At 56.7% G+C, this 20,116-nt stretch carries 11 protein-coding genes; 10 read left to right on the forward strand and 1 reads right to left on the reverse strand.

Annotated features, from left to right (window positions below; all coding sequences use genetic code 11):
* The first annotated feature begins 4 nt into the window (after positions 1-4).
* The 10 genes from J2I48_RS07590 to J2I48_RS07635 all read left to right on the forward strand — a co-directional run bounded on the left by J2I48_RS07590 (position 5) and on the right by J2I48_RS07635 (position 19,456).
* On the forward strand, positions 5-2,407 hold the full coding sequence (locus J2I48_RS07590) for an ABC transporter permease (protein ID WP_207334795.1): 2,403 nt from the start codon (positions 5-7) through the stop codon (positions 2,405-2,407).
* Positions 2,408-2,565: 158 nt separating this feature from the next.
* A complete protein-coding gene (locus tag J2I48_RS07595) occupies positions 2,566-4,968 on the forward strand; it encodes an ABC transporter permease (protein WP_207334796.1) in 2,403 nt (800 codons plus the stop codon).
* Between the two features lie 228 nt (positions 4,969-5,196).
* Entirely contained in the window at positions 5,197-7,563 is a 2,367-nt protein-coding gene (locus J2I48_RS07600; protein ID WP_207334797.1) for an ABC transporter permease, read from the forward strand.
* Between the two features lie 133 nt (positions 7,564-7,696).
* A complete protein-coding gene (locus J2I48_RS07605; RefSeq protein ID WP_207334798.1) occupies positions 7,697-10,099 on the forward strand; it encodes an ABC transporter permease in 2,403 nt (800 codons plus the stop codon).
* Between the two features lie 4 nt (positions 10,100-10,103).
* Complete coding sequence (locus J2I48_RS07610; protein WP_207334799.1) at positions 10,104-12,497, forward strand: ABC transporter permease; 2,394 nt, start codon at positions 10,104-10,106, stop codon at positions 12,495-12,497.
* Positions 12,498-12,683: 186 nt separating this feature from the next.
* Positions 12,684-13,019 (forward strand): PadR family transcriptional regulator, encoded by a 336-nt coding sequence (locus J2I48_RS07615; protein WP_207334800.1) that lies wholly within the window; start codon positions 12,684-12,686, stop codon positions 13,017-13,019.
* 45 nt (positions 13,020-13,064) lie between these two features.
* On the forward strand, positions 13,065-15,662 hold the full coding sequence (locus tag J2I48_RS07620) for an ABC transporter permease (RefSeq protein WP_229375931.1): 2,598 nt from the start codon (positions 13,065-13,067) through the stop codon (positions 15,660-15,662).
* 11 nt (positions 15,663-15,673) lie between these two features.
* Entirely contained in the window at positions 15,674-16,228 is a 555-nt protein-coding gene (locus J2I48_RS07625; protein WP_207334801.1) for a hypothetical protein, read from the forward strand.
* Between the two features lie 256 nt (positions 16,229-16,484).
* Positions 16,485-16,811 carry a PadR family transcriptional regulator gene (locus tag J2I48_RS07630; protein WP_207334802.1) on the forward strand — a complete coding sequence of 109 codons (327 nt, stop codon included), beginning with the start codon at positions 16,485-16,487 and terminating at the stop codon, positions 16,809-16,811.
* Positions 16,808-19,456 (forward strand): permease prefix domain 2-containing transporter, encoded by a 2,649-nt coding sequence (locus J2I48_RS07635; RefSeq protein WP_207334803.1) that lies wholly within the window; start codon positions 16,808-16,810, stop codon positions 19,454-19,456. Before J2I48_RS07630 ends, J2I48_RS07635 begins: the two co-directional genes overlap by 4 nt.
* Before the next feature lie 179 nt (positions 19,457-19,635).
* Here the strand turns inward: J2I48_RS07635 and J2I48_RS07640 are convergent, their stop codons facing one another.
* Positions 19,636-20,106, reverse strand: a complete 471-nt coding sequence (locus J2I48_RS07640) for a globin family protein (RefSeq protein WP_207334804.1) — start codon at positions 20,104-20,106, stop codon at positions 19,636-19,638.
* Positions 20,107-20,116 lie beyond the last annotated feature (10 nt).

The following is a 20,116-nucleotide window of genomic DNA, read 5'->3' on the forward strand; positions in this document are numbered from 1 at the left end:
TATCATGATCAACAAACTGACAATTGCCTGGCGCGGCTACCTGCGCGACCCGGCCTTCACGGGCCTAAACCTGCTAAGCCTGACCATTGGGTTGTTTGTGGCTTACACCGCCATCAGCTACATCCGGTTTGAACTGAGTTACGATGCGTTCCACCAACAAGCCAGTTCGATTTATCGGCTCATTCGCACCTATCGGTCACAGGACTACAGCGTGGTTGGCTTTTCGCGGTGGGACGGAGCCACCGATAAAGAACAGGCACAACAACTCGACGCGCTCAGAAAGGCCACCGGAGTTGTAGACGCCGCCCAGTTTATCGTATCTAATGTACCCGCGTTTTTGGAAGCCAACGGTCGGCGAATTCAGGCAACCAACCTCTTAACCACCAATACGCCGGGGGCATTTTGCTCACTATTTACCTGGACATTGCAACAGGGAGCTTTTCAGGATTTTACCGACGGCACCAACAAGGCCATCCTGACGGCCCGTACGGCCCACAACCTGTTTGGCGATGACCTGACCAATGCCGTGCAGAAACGGCTGAAAATTGGCCCTGATTATTATACAGTTGCGGCCGTCATCGACGATGTCCCGGTAAATTCGCACGTCGATTTTACGGTGGCCCTGAGTAAGTCACGCCTGCCCTACTGGGGGAGCCGGGTATATATTCGGGTCGAAGAAAACGCTGATTCTAGAACGGTTACGGCCAACATCAACGCGGCCATAGCCTCGTTCAACCCAAAACTGGCTGCTGACCCACTCTACAAGCAACATTATTTGCAACGCCTAACTGACATTCACTCAACACCGGGCATTCTCTACGATTTAAAACCACCGGGCAACCGGCTTTACCTAATCCTGGTTGGGTGTTTTGCGGTATTCATTTGCCTCATCACGCTGTTCAACTACGCTAACCTCTCGCTGGCGATTAAGTCGAAACAAAGTAAATCAATCGGGATGCGGAAGGCGTTGGGTGCATTGACCTCGTCTATTGTGGTTCAATTTATGGTAGAGGGGGTACTGTTGGCGCTGCTGGGGTTGCCGTTGGTGGCCGGGCTAATGGCCGTTTGCCTGCCCTTGTTCAACCACCTCATGGGCGTGGCCATTCCAACTACCCTGCTTGCCAACCCGCAAACGCTGCTCATACTAGTGTCGCTGGCGGTGGTATTGGGCGCGTTGTCGAGTAGTCTGACGGCGGTTAATCTGGCCTGGCGAAACATCCTAACCCTGTTTAAAGATAACCTCCGGGGTAAGCAACATGGGCGTTTTCCAGTTCGTAATTACCTGATCGTTAGCCAGTTTGTACTACTTATTGGCATTACGGCCGTGTCGTATTTCATCACGAAGCAAATTAACTTTGTAGAACATAAAGACCTCGGTTTCCGGCAGGAGGGCATCCTGTATGCCTACTCATCGCCCGAAAAGCAGACCCTGTTCCAGCAACAACTCCGGCAACTGCCCGGCATTAAAGCAGTGGGTAATGGTTCTTCATTTGGTATTGAACCATTTAACCAGTTGACCTACAAATTGCAGGGGTCGGATGTGGTGTTCGATGATGCACGGCAACTGTACCTCGACCCAAGCGCGCTGACCGCCTACGGCCTCAAAACCACCCTGAGCAAAACCGGCAAGCTACCCGAACCATTCACGCTGATCAACCGAACGGCGGCTGAAAAACTCGCGGCCAACCAGCACCTGCCAGTCGATGCTCTGATTGGTAAAGTCATTATCACCGAACCGGAATACGTGGATGAGAATCGGCGGGCAGGTTTTCCGTTTACCGTGGCGGGCATTTTCGAGGATATCAACGTGTTTTCGCTGCATCAGCAGGTGGAGCCGTACTTTATTACGGTCTCCGGCAGCCTGCGTATGGACGGCCGCACTATTATCTACTACGACCCCAATACAACCGCCAAAACGCTGGCGGGTATCCAGGCGGTATATGCCCGTTTGAACGAGCAAAGTCCACTGGAGATCGATTATTTATCGGAGCAGGTTGCGGCCCTCTACGCACAGGATCGCCAAACGGCCAGCCTCTTGGTCTGGTTCAACCTCATTGCTGTTCTGCTGGCGGCCATCGGTATTGTGGGCATCACCGTTTTCCTGACCATGGCCCGCACCAAAGAAATTGGCATACGCCGGGTGCTGGGGGCCTCGCCACTGTCAATCATGCTGTCGGCTACGCGAGAATACACGTATCTGATCGGCATTGCTTGGCTCATTAGCTGGCCCATTGCCGCCTATGTAATCAATAAATGGCTAGCTAGCTTCGCCTATCACATTGATATACAACAGGTTGCTATTATAACCATTGGCCTGCTCACTTTTGGGTTTGCCGCCGCCATCGTGGCCCTGATTGCTTACCGGGCCGCGTTGATGAACCCCGTGAAGAGCCTGCGGAGTGAGTGAAGGAAGGGAATGTACAATGTACAATGTATAATGAACAATCGGTCCGCCGATGCGGTACAATGGCTTTTTCGCCAAATAAAACACTGATAATCAATTCATTGTACCGCATCGGCGGACCAATTGTACATTGTTCATTATACATTGTACATTCCTTTCATATGCTAACGAACTACCTCAACATCGCCTGGCGGAATTTGGTCCGCCACAAGACCAACACGGGCATCAACGTCATTGGCCTGGCCATGGGGCTGGCGGCGTGTCTGCTGCTGGTTACCTACCTGAAACACGAGCTGAGCTACGACGCTTTCCACGCCAACGCCAACCGCCTGGTGCGCGTGACAATGGAGTACAGCGCCGACGGACAGGTGGGCAAGGTACCTACCACCGGCACCAAAGTGGCACCCGAACTGGGCCGCCAGTTTAGCGAAATCGAATCGGGCGTGCGGCTCATCAATGCCGAGGGCGTGGTGCAGGTGGGCGACAAGCAGTTTAGCGAAAAAGCCCTCCTCTACGCCGATTCGGCCTTTTTCTCCCTATTCACCTTCCCGCTGCTGAAAGGAAATGCCCAACAGGCCCTGGCCGGACCAAACCTGGTGGTGCTGTCGGAAGCCACGGCGGCGAAGTATTTCGGTACGCAGAACCCGGTGGGTAAGGTGCTGAAAGTGAACACCGGTGGCCCCGCCGACAAGTATTTTACCGTAACGGGCGTGGTGGCCAACTGCCCCGCCAATTCGCAGATAAAGTATGACCTGGTGGCCTCGTTCACCACGCTGCGGGCCTCGAAAACCGAAGAGTGGTGGTCGGCCAACTACGGCACCTACCTCCTGCTGCGGTCGCCCGAGGCGCTGGCCCCGCTTCAGGCCAAAATTGGGCCGTTTATGAAGTCGCCCGCGGCGGCTACTGAGATGACCGGCGGCGACTACCTCACCTACAACCTCGAACCCATCCGGCGGGTACACTTGCAGTCGGAGGTGGGGGGGCTGTTTGAACCCAACGGCGACCTGACGTATGTGTATGTGTTCGGCATCATTTCGCTGCTGATTTTGCTCATTGCCTGCGTCAACTACATCAACCTGGCCACGGCGCGGGCCGTTGAGCGGGCGCAGGAAGTGGGCGTGCGGAAGGTGCTGGGGGCCGAACAGAGCCAACTTTTCGGGCAGTTTATGGGCGAATCGCTACTGGTGACGGGGGCGGCCCTGGGGCTGGGCCTGCTGCTGGCCGGGCTGCTGCTGCCCCTCTTCAACGACCTCTCCGACCGGCGTTTTACGGTGGCGGGCTGGCTCAACCCCGGCTGGGTGGGGCTGGTGCTGGGCATTGGCCTGGTGGTGGCCCTGGTGGCGGGGGGCTACCCGGCCCTGCTCCTGGCCCGTTTTCGGCCCATGCAGGCCTTGCAGGGGCGGATGGCGCTGGGCGGCAACAGCCTGCGGCGGGGGCTGATTGTGTTTCAGTTTGCCATCACGGCCTTCCTCATCGTGAGCACGCTGGTGGTGCGCAATCAGCTCAGCTTCATCCAAACCAAAAAGCTGGGCTACAACCGCGACCGGGTTCTGGTGCTGCCCGCCACCCAGCAGGTGGCCGACAAGATCAGCACGCTGAAAAGCGAGTTCAAGCGCAACGCGGGGGTAGCGCAGGTATCGCTGGCCTACGAGTCGCCGGTGTTTGTGAACGGAGGTTACAGTATGCACCGCGCCGACAGGCCCGAAAGTCAGAACAAGCTGGTGACAGGCCTGGTGATCGACGCCGATTTTATTAAAACGATGGGCATTAGGCTATTAACCGGCGAGGACCTCACCACCGCCGACATGGCGCGGGTGAACGACCTGGCCGTAGACAGCCTGGATCGGTTCCGGTTCATCCTTAACGAGGCGGGTGCCAGGGCAATGGGTTGGACACCCCAAACCGCTCTTGGTCAGGCCATGAACGTCAACGGCCGGGCGGGCAAGGTGAAAGCCGTGGTGGCCGATTTCCACTTTGCCTCCCTGAAGCAGCAGATCGGGCCGCTGGTACTCTTTCATCAGGGCGGCGGCAACGTCATCCTTGTGAAAACGGGCGGCGGTCAACTACCCGAAACCCTGGCCGCGCTGGAACGCACCTGGAAGCAGTTGCTGCCCAACCAGCCGTTTGCCTACCAGTTTATGGACCAGGAATTCAACAGCCTCTACACCAGCGAACTACGCACGGGCCGCATCTTCAGCGTGTTTGCGTTCCTGTCTATTTTTCTGGGTTGCCTGGGCCTGTTTGGCCTCTCGGCCTACACCACGGCGCAACGCACGAAGGAGATCGGCGTACGGAAAGTGCTGGGGGCCAGCGTGATGAGCATCGTGACCCTGCTCTCGAAAGATTTCCTGACGCTCGTAGGCATTGCCTTTGTGGTGGCGGCTCCCCTGGCCTGGTGGGCCATGCACCGCTGGCTTCAGGATTTCGCCTACCGCGTCGATATAGCCTGGTGGGTCTTCGCGCTGGCCGGTGTGCTAGCCGTGGGTATTGCCCTGCTGACGGTGAGTTTCCAGAGCGTGAAAGCCGCGCTGATGAACCCGGTGAAGAGTTTGCGGAGTGAGTAAACCTATAAGGAGAAGGAAACCTTATAGGTTGAGCTACAGCAGGCTACGCCGAGGCAACCTATAAGGTTTCCTTCTCCTTATAGATTTACCGGACAAACAGTTGTCCACTTTCGGACAGTATTTTCCCTAAAAAGCCCATTTCTGAGCCAGAAATGGGCTTTTTTTGTCGTGGCACGGCCATTGACATAGTCTATCTAACAAACTGCCGCTACTAACCAATACCGCCTTATGTTCAGAAATTACGTCAAAATCGCCTGGCGCAGTTTGGTCAATAACCGGCTGTTTTCGCTCATAAACATAGTTGGGTTGGCGGGTGGACTGGCCGTGTGCCTGCTCAACATCGCCCACATCAGGAGCGTGTTTCAAACGGATTCCTTCCAGCTAAAAGGCGACCGGATTGTCCGCATCCTGACCGACGTGACGGACCTCAACGGCAACAAACAAGTCTGGGCCGCGTCGCCTATTCCCCTGGCCGAACAACTTCAGCGCGACTATCCGTTTGTAGAAAGCACCGCCCGCGTGATCCGCACCTACGGCAACCTTAACGCCAACAAACATAAGTTCGACGATGTGGCCGTGTATGCCGTCGATTCGTCGTTTTTCTCCATTTTCAGCTTTCCGCTGGCGCAGGGTCACCCCGCTACGCAGCCCGGCACGGCGGTGCTGACGCACGAAACGGCCGTTCGCTTTTTTGGCAAGACATCACCACTGGGTAAGGTGATTCAGCAGGAAGGAACCTCGCCAACGGTGGTGACGGGGGTGCTGGCCAAATTCCCCAACGCATCGCACCTCCGCTTCGACGTGCTGGTGTCGACGGGGTCGGTCAAGCCAACACCGTCGTGGCAAGACTGGCGGACGTATTCGGAAGGGAACACCTATGTGCTGCTCCGGTCAGGCGTACCGGTCGAGAAACTGGCCGGGGTGCTGCCTTCGGTGGTGAAACGGGCCACGCAGGGCATGCAGCTTAGGAGCGAGAAAGGCTATAGTCTTCGGGCGCAGCCGCTTATGAGCATTTCACCCGCCCGCGAAAACGTGGTGGGTATGGCGCGGGGTGTGCCCATGTGGGTATTGCTCGTGGAGATGGGCATTGGGTTGATTGCCCTGCTCATGGCGGCGTTCAACTACATCAACCTCACGCTGGCCCGGTCGTTGAGCCGCGCCCGCGAGGTGGGTGTGCGAAAAGCTGCCGGAGCCACGCGGGGGCAGGTAGTGGGGCAGTTCATGGCCGAGTCGGCATTGTTGGCCTTGCTCAGTGCCGGGCTGGCGTTCGGGCTGTTTGGTCTCATGGAAAACATGGCCTTTGTGCAACGGTGGCTAGAGGGTGGCGTTCGGTGGGATGCCACGCTGGTGGGGTCGTTCCTGGGCTTTAGCCTGGCGGCGGGGCTATTGGCGGGTTTTTTTCCGGGGCGGATTCTGTCGGGTTTCCAGGCCGCCGAGGTACTGCGCAGTCACTCCGGGCTACGCTTAATTCGAGGACTTTCGCTCCGTAAAATCCTGATCGTGACGCAGTTCAGCATTGCACTCGTGGCCATGATTGCTCTGCTCAGTACGCGCCGACAAATGAGTTTCATGATCACCGGCGACTACGGGTTCCGCCGCGACCGCATCCTGAATGTTCCCCTGAACGACATTCCCTTCGACCGCTACGCCAACGAGCTGGCCAACCTGCCGGGCATCGAACACGTGGCGGCCACCTCAGGCCTCTTCGGCGATTTTGGCTCAGCCATTGCCTTCCTAAAACGAAGCCGTAGCAGCACTGACTCGATCATGGCAGATACCTACGCCGTGCATCCCGAACTGGCCCCGGCCATGAGCCTGTCGCTGCTGGCCGGGCGCGAACTGCCACCGTTGACTGGTCAGCAAACTGGCAATCAGGTACTTATTAACGAAGAGGCCGTGCGTACGTTGAAGCTGGGTAGTCCCGGCACGGCAGTGGGGCAGGCACTGTGGCTCACCGACAGTACCGAAGTGCGGGTGGCCGGGGTGCTGAAAGACTTCCGATACCTTCCGTTTACGTTCACTATCAGGCCGTTGGTGCTGCGGCCTCAGCCCAGCGGGTTCCGGTTTGTGAGCATAGCCGTGGCACCAGGGCAGGAACAGGCCGTGCTGGCGGGCGTAACCCGGCTTTGGCATCGGCTCCACCCCTATGATCCGTTCGACGGGCAATGGCAGGATGATTTCCTGAAAAACAGGCAGGGCAGTGCCGCCGACGACATCCAGTTTCTGGGGTTGCTGGTGGTGCTGGCGTTCCTGATTAGCTGCCTCGGTTTGTTGGGCATCGTAACCTACACTACTCAGACCCGCACCAAAGAAATTGGCGTACGAAAAGTACTGGGGGCAGAGGTAGGGCAGTTGGTGTGGCTGCTGGCGCGGGGTTTTGCGGGCTTGCTCCTCATTGCCAGCGTCATTGCGCTGCCGCTGGGCTACCTGGCGGGCACGGCTATCCTGTCTAATTTCGCTTACCACACCACCGTGGGCATTGGTACTATGCTGGCCTGCGTGGGTACGTTGTTGGCCCTGGGTGCCCTGAGCATTGGTTTCCAAACTTACAGAGCCGCCCAGATGGACCCGGTGAAGAGTTTGCGGAGCGAGTAGGAAAGGGAATGTACAATGTATAATGTACAATGTACAATGGCTCCGCCGATGCGGTACAATGGCCCTTTACCCACATAGAATACTGACAGTCAATACATTGTACATTGTCCATTATTCATTGTACATTAAAACTATGTTCACGAACTACGTCAAAATCGCGTTCCGCAACTTGTGGAAAAACCGCGTCTACAGTGGCATTAACGTGTTTGGCCTGGCGGTGGGGCTGGCCACCTGCCTGCTCATTGCGCTCTATGTGGCCGACGAATTGAGCTACGACCGCCACCACGAGCGGGCTAACCGGATCTATCGGTTTGTGCACCGCACGCAGTGGGACGGCGGCGACATGAACGTGGCCATCACCTCAGCTCCCTACGCGGCGGCGTTGAAACAGATGTACCCGGAGATCGAGCAGACCGTGCGTGTCTTTCGCGAAGGAGGCGGCATCATTCAGGCCGGGCAAACAAAGCTCAATGCCGACGATATCGTGTTTGCCGATGCCAGCCTCTTTAAGGTGTTTACCCATCCGTTTCTGGCTGGCGACCCCAACACCGCCCTCAGCAAACCACAGTCTATCGTACTCACCAACGATCTGGCCACCCGCCTCTTCGGCAGCGCCACCAATGCTCTGGGCAAAACGGTGCTGTTTGAAAACAATTTCCCCAACCTGGTTACGGGTGTCATCGACGACGTACCGGCTAATTCGCACCTGACATTCAGCGCTATACGTTCGCTGAAAGCCGACTATACCAGTGGCTGGCAGGACTTCACCCTCTATACGTACCTCCTGCTAAAAGCCGACCGGTCTGGTGCCGCACCCGACCCGGCGAAGCTGTCCGCCAAATTCCCGGCTTTTTACAAGCGCTACGTCAAACCAGAAATGGGCGACGTCAAGTACACCATCACGCTCCAACCGCTGACGTCCATTCACCTGCACTCGAACCTGGATTATGAGATTGGCCCCAACGGCAACAGCCAAACGGTGCTGGTGTTTAGTCTCATTGGCGGGCTGATTTTGCTGCTGGCGGGCATCAACTACATGAACCTGGCCACGGCGCGGTCCATCATCCGTATCCGGGAGGTGGGCGTGCGGCAGGCCATTGGCTCCGGGCGTAGTCAGTTGGCGGGCCTGTTCCTGACCGAAACCCTGCTGCTGACGGTGGTGGCCACGTCAGTGGGCGTATTGTTGGCCTATGCGGCCCTGCCCATTTTCAACCAGTTAACGGGTAAGTCGCTGTCTATCTGGCGGTTTGGCGTGGGCTATAGCCTGCTGGCGGTGCTTGGCTTTGCGTTGCTCACGGGCTTGCTGAGCGGCACCTATCCCGCCGTGTTCCTGTCGGGATCGCGCACGGTGGCGGCGTTGCGGGGGCAGTTGGGCAATCAGGCGGGCACATTGCGGTTTCGGAAGCTGCTGGTTACGGGGCAGTTTGTAGTCACGGTGGCACTCATCGCGGCGTCGGGAATCATCTACCAGCAGCTTCGCTACACGCTGACCAAAGACCTGGGTTTCAACAAAGAGCAGGTGCTCACGGTGCATCTGCATAATGAACAAACCCGCACTCAGCTACCGGCCATGAAGGCGCAATTGCTGGGCAGTTCGGTCATCAACGGGGTGGCGGCGGCCAGCAACCCCATTGGCGTTAACAGCCTGGGCAGCAGCGGGTATTTTTTTGAAGTAGACGGAAAAATGACTCAATCAACCCGGATGACCAAGACACTTCAGGTAGATGCCGATTTCTTGCCCACCATGGAAATCAAGCTGGTGCAGGGCCGCAACTTCTCAGAAGCCAACCCCGCCGACCGGGCCAACGCAATCCTGGTCAACGAATCGCTGGTGAAGGCCATTGGCTGGCAGAACCCGCTGGGTAAGCGCGTGAAGTTCTTTACCAAAGACGGCCCCGCCGAACGCCGGGTGGTGGGTGTAGTCCGCGATTTCCATACGCACTCGCTGCAACACAAAATTGAGCCGCTGGCTCTACAACTGCCCCCCTCGCCCGACGAGCAGGACAACCTGTATATCAACGTCAGGGCGGGACAGACCAGAGCGGCGCTGGCCCTAATCGAAAAAACGTACCGGCAGTTTGAACCCGGCAGTGTGTTCGACTACCAGTTTCTGGACCAGAATTTCGCCAAACAATATGCTACCGAACAGAAGCAGAGTCAGTTGCTGCTGATTTTCACCGCCCTCGCTATCCTCATTGCCTGCCTGGGTCTGTTCGGCCTCACTACGTTCATGGCCGAGCAGCGTACCAAAGAGATCGGCGTGCGTAAAGTGCTGGGGGCTAGCGTGACCAGCATTGTCGCGCTGCTAAGCAAAGACTTTCTCAAGTTAGTGCTGGTGGCCATTGTCATCGCCTCGCCCCTGGCCAACTACGCCATGACCAAATGGCTGAACACCTTCGCCTACAAGATCACCCCCGGCTGGGATGTCTTCGCCCTGGCGGGTATACTGGCCATAGGCATTGCCCTGATCACGGTGAGTTTCCAGAGCATCCGCGCCGCCCTGACAAACCCCGTGAAGAGTTTACGAAGTGAATAGAATCATGCTCAAAAACTACATCCTCCTTGCCTGGCGGAGTGCCCGCCGCAACCGCGCATCGGCCCTGGTCAATGTGGCGGGCCTCACGCTCGGCCTTACCTGCTGCCTGCTCATCACGGCCTATGTGCTGGATGAACTGAGCTATGATCGTTTCCACCAAAAAGCTGACCGGATCGTGCTCCTGCAACAGTTTGAGAACTCGGCCGGTAGCGGCGGTAAACTGGCTACTGATTTTAAGCAGCGCTTTTCGCAGGTAGAAAACGTGGCGCGGCTGCACCGGGCGCAGCCGCTGCTGGGTAGTCAGGCCACGGCTGCGTATGAAGAAAACTTTGCCTTCGCCGACAGCACCGTCTTCGACGTGTTTACCCTGCCGCTGACCCTGGGCAACCCGAAAACGGCTCTCACCGAGCAATATGGCGTGGTATTGACCGAACGCATGGCCGAAAAGTATTTTCCGAAGCAAAATCCGCTGGGGCAGCCGCTGCGCTACAACAACAAACAAACGCTGCACGTAACGGGCGTACTGCGTGAATTGCCGGGCCATTCGCACCAGAGAATCGACTTCCTCGCCAACTACGCCAATGCCAACGAACTGCTGGGCTACGACGTGACAACCAACCTCTGGGGCGGCAACGCCTGGACCTACCTGCTGATGGCCCCCGGCACCTCGGGCATCTCGGCCAACGTGGCTGCGCTGACTGCCCAATTTCCAACCTACCTGAAACAACTCAACGACCCCAACGTGGGCGTCTGGAAATTACGCCTTATTCCCCTCACCGATCTCTACCTGAAAACCGACCTGATTGCGCCCAACCGGCAAACCTACGTCACCATTTTTTCGGTGGTAGCCCTGCTCATTCTGGCGCTGGCGGGCTTCAACTATGTCAACCTCGCCACGGCTCAGGCTACCACGCGGGCGCGCGAAGTGGGCGTACGTAAGGTGCTCGGGTCTACCTTCGGGCAGTTGTGGCGGCAGTTTTTGGGCGAAACGGCCCTATTTGTGGGCCTCTCCGTCGTGTTAACGCTGCTGCTGGTACCTGCGTTGCTGCCTGCCTTCAACACGTTGACCGACAAACAGATACTGCTCAGCGATCTGCTTACCCTACCCCGGCTGCTCGGCCTGGCGGGTGGGCTGTTGGGACTGTGCCTACTGGCGGGAAGCTACCCCGCCCTTGTGCTGGCTCGATTCAGGCCGGTGGCGGTGCTCAAGGGTGTCAACCCCACCACGGCGGGGCAACGACCCAAACTCCGTCAACTGCTGGTGGTGGGGCAGTTTACGGTGTCGGTGGTGATGCTGGTGGCTACGCTGGTGATCTACAACCAACTTCGTTACGTGCAGCATAAAAACCTGGGCTACAGCCGCGATCAGGTGCTGGTGCTCAATTTCCACGATGCCAGTACCGAGGCCAAACGGCAGTTTAACCAGCAAGTGCAATCGCTGGCGGGGGTGCGGGTGGCGTCGCAGAGTTTCACCGTGCCCGGCAGCGGTATGCTTATTAATGACAAACTCGTGAGCGACTATGCACCCAAAGGCTCTACCAACCTCAACATTAGCCGGTTAACAATTGACGATAAGTTTCTGAATACGTTCGACATCCGCCTGCTACAGGGCCGCAACCTCGACAATAACCGCCCCGCCGACGGCAAGTCGTTTTTGATTAATCAGGCCGCGATGGCCTATTTCGGCTGGACCACCATCAGCGGCAAAATGCTGGGATACTACACCTTCGAGTACGATGGGTCGGGGGGGTACCGCGAGGTGCCGCAGCGCGGGCCGGTGGTGGGTGTGGTGGCCGATTACCACCAGAAGAACCTGAAAAACACCATCCCGCCCCTGCTCTTCACGCTAGGCAGCGGCAACGAGGGTTTTCTGTCGGTGAAGCTACAGGCGGGTAGTGTACCAGCCACGGTCAAAAGCATCGAAGCACTCTGGCAAAAGTCCTTCCCCAATACGCCTTTCGACTATGAGTTTATGGACGATTTTTTCACCCGCTCTTACCGCGCCGACGAGCGCGCCGGGCAGGTATTTGGTCTGTTTGCGGGCCTGGCGGTGCTCATTTCGTGCCTGGGTTTGTTTGGGCTGGCCGCGTTCATGGCCGAGCAGCGCACCAAAGAAATTGGCGTACGCAAAGTGCTGGGGGCCAGCGTCTACAGCATCATCGCCCTGCTCTCCGGCGACTTCCTCAAGCTAGTGCTCATTGCCATCCTCATGGCCACCCCCCTGGCCTGGTACGCCATGACCCGCTGGCTGGAAGACTTCGCCTATAAGATCACCATCGAGTGGTGGATTTTTGCCCTGGCGGGCCTGTTGGCCGTGACTATTGCTTTACTCACGGTAAGCTTCCAGAGCATCCGCGCCGCGCTGATGAACCCGGTAAAAAGTTTGCGCAGTGAGTGAAGGTAATGTAGATGAATCTCGTTCCAGGCCGGACATGTCCTGTCCGATTTTGGACAGGACATGTCCGGCCATGTTTCATAAAAATGCTTTTTTGGGTCACAGAGGGTCTTTTTACAAATTGGCAAGGCATTTGACATACCGAAATAGATGAAATAATGTGTAGCCCATCAACCCTACGTACTGGCCATGCGACGAAGTGATTTAGGTGAGTTTGAAGAAGTGGTTTTGCTGGCCGTGGCAGTGCTGTCGCCGGGGGCTTATTCGGTGGTTATTGCCGAAGAACTAGAGCACGAAACGGGCCAAACCGTCAGCACGGGAGCCGTACACGCAGCCCTGCAACGGCTGGAGACCAAGGGGTATCTCACCTCCTTGCTAGGCGAAGCCACCGCCGAACGTGGCGGCCGACGCAAGCGGCTCTTTACTGTAACGCCCCTGGGCGGTCGTGTTCTGAGCGAGGTACAGGCGGTACGTACCCGCCTATGGGATCGTATTGTGCCCCACACAGTCCTGACATGGAAATAGAGGCGGTTCAGGGAAACGTTAAACCTTAGACTTTAAGCTCAACCTATGCAACCCCCTCCCCCACCCCGCTGGCTCGACCGGCTGCTGACGTGGCTGGTGGCCCCCCACCTGCACGAAGAGGTGCTGGGCGACCTCCACGAACGCTACCACCGCCGCACCCAACGCCTGGGCTACGCCGCCGCCCGCCGCCGATACCTCCGCGAAGTGCTGGCCTATTGTCGGCCTTCACTCATCAGGCGTAAACCACAGGTGTACCCTTCTCCTTTTTTTCTCAACCCCGATATGCTACGCAACTATTTCACCGTCGCCTGGCGGACGTTAACCAAAAGCCCTACCTATTCGCTCGTCAACCTGATCGGACTGGCCCTGGGCATGGCATGTAGTCTGCTGATTGGCCTGTGGATTTACGACGAACTAAGCTACGACCGTTTTCTGCCCCACCATGAGCAGATTCACTTTGTGCGGGTCAACTATAATTTTCGGGGTGGCGAAACGCAGACCGCTTTTGCCACACCCGGTCCCCTCGCCGACGTCATCGACCGTGATATTCCGTCTGTAGCGGCCACCACCATTCTTTCATGGCCGTCGGAAACACTGGTTAGGGTGGGTGATAAGGTGGCAAAAGAAACCGGACAATACGCTTCTGTCGGCTTTTTCGATGTGTTCGAGCTACCGGCCGTGCAGGGTAATGCCAAAACTGCGTTGGCCAACCTGAACCAAATTGTTATCAGCCAAAAAATGGCCGCAACGTACTTTCCAGAAGGGCAGGCGGTAGGCAAAACCCTTCAACTCGACAACAAGAGGGTGTTTGTGGTAGGTGCCGTGCTGGAAAACCTGCCCGCCAACTCGACACTACAGTTCGATTGGCTTGTCAACTTCACCGTGGAGGAAAAAGAATGGCAAAGTGCCTGGACGTACAACGCCGTGATGACGTACTTACGCCTCCGCCCCGATGCTTCTCCCGCGCAGGCCGAAACCGCCATGAAAGGCCTGTTCCGTCGATATGCCACCTTCGACAACAAAGAGCGCGTTATTTTACAACCCATCACGCAGCTACACCTGTGGGGTGATTACAAAAATGGCGTGGCCGTTGGCGGGCAAATCGAATACGTCCGGCTGTTTGGCAGTATGGCGCTGTTTATCCTGCTCATCGCCTGCATCAACTTCATGAACCTCAGCACCGCCCGGTCGGCCATGAGGACCAAAGAAGTAGGTGTCAGGAAGGTAGTGGGAGCAGGCCGGTTGGCGCTGATGGGCCAATTCCTGAGCGAATCGCTGCTGATGAGTTTGCTGGGGGCCGTGGTAGCGCTGGGTCTGGTATGGCTATTACTCCCCCCGTTCAACGCCATCTTCGACAAACGCCTTGCCCTTGACCTTGCTGATCCGGCGCGTTGGGTAGGTTTGTTGGGGCTGATCTTGCTCACGGGGTTATTGTCGGGCAGTTACCCGGCATTGTTTCTGTCGGGGTTGCGGCCTGTTCGCATTCTGAAAAGTGCAGGCTGGCGGGCAGGCACCGGCCCGGCGCAGTTCAGGCGGGCGCTGGTGGTCTTCCAGTTTGCGCTGTCGGTGTTCCTCATCGTGGGCATGCTGACGGTGGGGCAGCAGATGCATTACCTCCGCACCAAGCACCTGGGCCTCGACCGCGACAATGTAGCCTACGTTACGCTGGAGGGCGCCCTGAACGACTACGAAAAAACGGAACAACTTCGGCAGCAACTACTCCAAACCACGTCGGTAGCCATGGCGACCACCACCGCACAGTTGCCACTGAACATCCGCAACACCAGCACCGACCTACATTGGCCGGGACAGCCGCAGAAGCAGCTGGTGAGTGTGGCGACCATGTCGGTGGGCAATGACTTCATTAAAACGATGGGCATCAAGCTCGTAGCCGGACGTGATTTCCGGACTAACAGCATTGCCGATACCTCGTGTTATCTCGTCAACGAAGCAGCGGCCAAACTGATGGGCATAAAGGAGCCGGTGGGGCGCGAGATCACGTTTTGGTTTGGGAAAGGCCCAATTATTGGCCTGATGAAAGACTTTCACCTTGGCTCCATGCACCAGGCCATTCAGCCACTGGTGGTGACCTTTATGCCGCCCAATACGCAATACCTGCTCATCAGACCCCGCGCCGGACAAACCCCGCAGGCCCTTGCCGACCTGGAGCGGCTGGTGAAGCAGGCTAACCCCAACTACCCGTTTGCCTATCATTTTCTGGACGAAGCCTACGAAGACCTGTATCAACGCGAACAACAGGTCAGTACGCTTATCAACTATGCCGGGGCATTGGCCATTTTGATCTCGTGCCTGGGCCTGTTCGGGCTGGCTACCTTCACCGCCGAACAGCGCACTAAAGAAATTGGCGTACGCAAAGTACTCGGTGCCTCAGTGGCCAGCATTGTGGCACTGCTGGGTGGAGACTTCCTCAGGCTCGTGCTGGTGGCCATCCTCATTGCCTCGCCCCTGGCCTGGTGGGCCATGCACTACTGGCTGGCCGACTTCGCCTACAAGATCACCATCGAGTGGTGGGTCTTTGCCCTGGCGGGGGTACTGGCCGTGGGCATTGCCTTGCTCACGGTGAGCTTCCAGAGCATCCGGGCGGCAGTAGCCAATCCCGTAAAATCATTACGTACCGAATAAATCATAAAGCTATGAACACGTACATGAAAATTGCCCTGCTGCTGTGCCCGTTGGCAGGTTCAGCGCAAACCGTCGTGACCAGTATGCAAACAGCAAACAACCCCGACATGCTGTCGATGAACGTAGCCGGTACGCGGGATGGTCGGCCTTTTCGACACACGCTTCGCCACAACGTAGCAGGCCTGACTCAAGCCCAACGCGATTCACTGTATGAGCAGAGCAGGCAGGCACTCGCCGCGCTGGGTATCACCAACGTACCTGGCCTGAAAACACCTGACGACCAACGGCTAAGCACCGAATCTGGTACCACCGTAACCATTACCTGCGAGACTTGCACCCGCAAAGGTCAGTTGGAACTCTTTGACGCAAGTACCGTGCGGGCTGGCAAAAAGCGTTATTACAACTATTACCAGTCCCTTGTTCCTCATTTTCCGGTAACGATACCGCTGGCGGCGGGCAACTACCAATTGGTGTATAAGCAACGAGGTCACCGGGCGGTTGAGCTACCTCTGACGATAACCGAAGGTGAGAAGAAGCAACTTACGTTGCCTTTATCTCTCAATTGATGGTCTTGATGAAGAGCCTGATGAACGCCGTGAAAAGTTTGCGTAGCGAACAGTGGTGTGGCATGTAAAGATTTCAGTTAGAGAAGCACCGTCGGCTGGCGGTGCTTTTTGTTGTCCGGCCAGCTACGCTGGCTGTCCGATTCTGGACAACTTAAAGCGGCGCGTTCGCCACAAAACAGGCCATAGCTTAGCAGCAGGGCCTGTTTTTGATTCTGGCAAGGCATTTGTTATACATATACATAATAAATAAACAGCCATGAAAGGCACCTACCTGGGCGAGTTTGAAGAAGTGGTATTGCTGGCCGTCGCCATCCAGTCAGGCGAGGCTTACGGGGCGGCGGTGGTCTCGGAAATTGAGCAACAGATGAACCGTCCGGTCAACCTGGGGGCGGTACATGCGGTCCTCTGTCGGCTTCAGGAAAAAGGGCTGGTCAGTTCGCACCTGGGTGGTGCAACGCCAGAACGGGGCGGGCGGCGTAAGCGGCTCTACGCCATGACGGGTGCTGGCCGACGGGCGCTGGAGGAAATCCGGCAGTTGCGGAACCAGATGTGGGCCGCCATTCCTAACCCAGCTTTATCATGAACACCTCAACGCCACAACCACCGCGCTGGGCCACGCGGCTGCTACACTGGTTTTGTAGCCCACACCGACTGGAGGAAATGGACGGTGATCTGGACGAATTGTTCCAGCAACGCCTAGCCACGGTGGGTGTACGCGAAGCCCGCTGGCGCTACATACGCGACGTATTGAGCCTATTGCAGCCCTCGCTACTGACCCGACAAGCCACTGATTATTCAACCCCGGCCACAACGACCATGCTACGCAACTACCTGATGATCGCCTTCCGCAGTTTGTGGAAAAACCGCGTATACAGTGCCATCAGCACTGTTGGGTTGGCCACTGGCCTTACCGTTACGCTGCTGATTGTCCTGTATGTGGCCCATGAATACAGTTTCGACCGGTTTCATACGCAGGGCGACCACATCGTAAAAGTCGAGTTATCGCATACCGATGGCGACCGTTCATATACCATTCCCTGGATGTCATACCGGTTTGGTGAGGCCGTAAAAAACGCCTGTCCGGAAGTGGCCGATGTGGCCCGGATTCGTAATGAGCAATCAAGCTCAGTGCCCGTGCAGAGCGACAACCAGCACCATTTCTTTGAAGCCGATTTCCGCTTCGCCGATGCTGGTTTTGTGCGCCTATTCAGTTTCTCCTTTGTGGCCGGCGACCCAAAAACGGCCTTAACGCGCCCTGCCACCGTGTTGCTGACCGAGCGCATGGCCCGTAAGTATTTTGGAAATGCCGACCCCATCGGCAGGACGATTCAGTATGACAAAAAATATAGCTTCGAGGTGGTTGGCGTTGTGAAAGATCCACCGCCTAACTCCAGTATTCACTTCGATTTTTTGGCGCAAATCGATGCCAGCCGGGCTATTGACAAGGCCAGATACACTGAATTTGGCTTTGGTTCAGCCAAAGAAATAACCGAGCAGTTGGAAAGCGTGGGTGCCGACGGGTCTTATCACACGTATTTTCTGCTACACCCAGCGGCCTCACTGACAAATGTGTTGGCCAAAATACCAACGGTGCTCACGCCAAAGCAACGGCTGAAGGATACCAACGACCACTTTAAGCTGTACCCACTGTTCGACGTTCACTTTACTGTTGATCAGCCTGCGGCAAAAGCGCGTGCCACCATTTTCGCCGTTGTAGCCCTGTTTGTGCTGGCGTTAGCCCTCATTAATTACGTGAACCTGGCCACGGCCCGCGCCACCAACCGCGCCAAAGAAGTGTCGGTCAGGAAAGTGGCGGGGGCGGGACGCAGCAGCCTCATGGCCCAGTTTTATGTAGAGTCGACGGTGCAGATTGTGCTGGCGTTTGTACTGGCTATGGTTCTTTTTGCGCTGCTGCTACCCCTTTTTGCCGACATCATGCAGCTACAGTTCGATGTCTCTTTTTTACAAACGCGCTTTTTCGTCATTCCTGCTGTTTTCTTTTTTGGCTGTTGCGTGTTGTTGTCGGGCGGTTACCCGGCTTTGGTACTAGCTTATTTCCCCGTTGTTTTTGGCTTAAAAAGTCGGTCGGGATCGCGGCAATCAACGGGTAGGGTTCGGGCGGGGCTAACGGTGTTTCAGTTTGTGGTATCTATCGCGCTGATTATCGGCTCGATGCTCATGAAACAACAGCTCGATCTTTTCCTCAACAAAGACATCGGTGTGAATCGTGACCGGGTGCTAACCATCCCGCTGAACCGGGAAGAAGGGCTGGCAACGCATTTCAAGGCGATCCGGCAGGACATCAGCCAGTTGCCAGGCGTAGAACGAGTCACGGCATCGTCGCTGGTGATGTATGATAACTACATGAATGGCTGGGAGTTAATCCGCAAAGATGTACTCAGAAAAGTAAGCGTAAACACCTTTGTTGTTGATGACCAGTTTATAGCCACGATGCAGTTGGCATGGGCCATTCCCCCACCAGACGGCATACCCCACGGAGAGCAGCTTATCATCAACGAGACCGCCGCCCGGCAGCTAGGCATCAACGCCAAAAACTACAGGCAGACACTCGACATAGGTAACGGGATGACCAAAGAGTTAGTCGGGGTAGTCAAAGACTTCAATTATTCGGCTCTCCACCGGGCCATTGGACCAATGGCATTCTTTGTCACTCATGACACCACGGCTCAGAATTACCTCTATGTCAAGCTGGCTCGCAACGCCCCCGCCGCCCAAACGCTGGCCGGTCTCAACCAGGTGTATGACCGCTACAAAAAAGAGCGCCCTTTCGATTACGCGTACCTCGACAACACCTACCGGAAATTGTACCAGTACGAGATCAGTACTGGCCGCATCATACTGGCATTCACCTTATTTGCCATCCTGATCTCGTGCCTGGGCCTATTCGGCTTGGCTACCTTCACCGCCGAACAGCGCACTAAAGAAATTGGCGTACGCAAAGTACTCGGTGCTTCGGTGGCCAGCATTGTGGCCCTGCTGGGTGGGGACTTCCTCAGGCTCGTGCTGGTGGCCATCCTCATTGCCTCGCCTCTGGCCTGGTGGGCCATGCACCACTGGCTGGCCGACTTCGCCTACAAGATCACCATCGAGTGGTGGGTCTTTGCCCTGGCGGGGGTACTGGCCGTGGGCATTGCCTTGCTCACGGTGAGCTTCCAGAGCATCCGCGCCGCCCTGATGAATCCGGTCAAGAGCTTACGGAGTGAGTAGCACCGTAGCCGTTAAGCAAAGACAACGGCTAACTCTAGGTCGATATTCAGCGCGGCATTAAGACCTCGGTAATTCACCGAGGTCTCTGTGTTTTTTGCAACAATACAGTTACAACCAAAGCACCTCCGCCCCGAGCGTGTCCGCCAGCTTCAGCGTCAGTAGTAGCAGCACTTTCGTTTTCATGTCAACATCACCGCCGGTGAGGATTTCGCGACTTTTCCGTCGTCGTTTGTCTTGTGGTCGACAACAGCGTTAAGCATCGTATCTGATAGCAGTGTGTAGCAGGCCTGCCAGGCTGCCTGCACCTCGGGTGTCCAGGCACTGCCCAGGCCCTGCTCCAGTGTCCAGAGCAAGGCTTGCCCCACCACAACGTAATGGTGCTCCTGAACGCCGTAGTGCATATGTCGGCGGGCAAGGGCTTCTACGTCAGCCACCACCGTGTCGAGCTGGTCGAGCCGGGTGATGACGTAGGTGAACGTGGCCAGCAGCTTTTTCGACTGCTCAGGTACCGACGTGCGAATGAACAACGGACGAACCTCCGGTGCGATGCCAAACAGCCGACCGTAGAAGAGTTGCCCTACGGCATCAGCGGGCAGAGCAGCTACCCGCTGATAGGAATCTTTGACGAGTTGAATTTGCTGAAACGTCATGGTTGTGGTG

It is taken from the genome of Fibrella aquatilis (assembly GCF_017353255.1).
In the GTDB taxonomy this organism is placed as follows: domain Bacteria; phylum Bacteroidota; class Bacteroidia; order Cytophagales; family Spirosomataceae; genus Fibrella; species Fibrella aquatilis.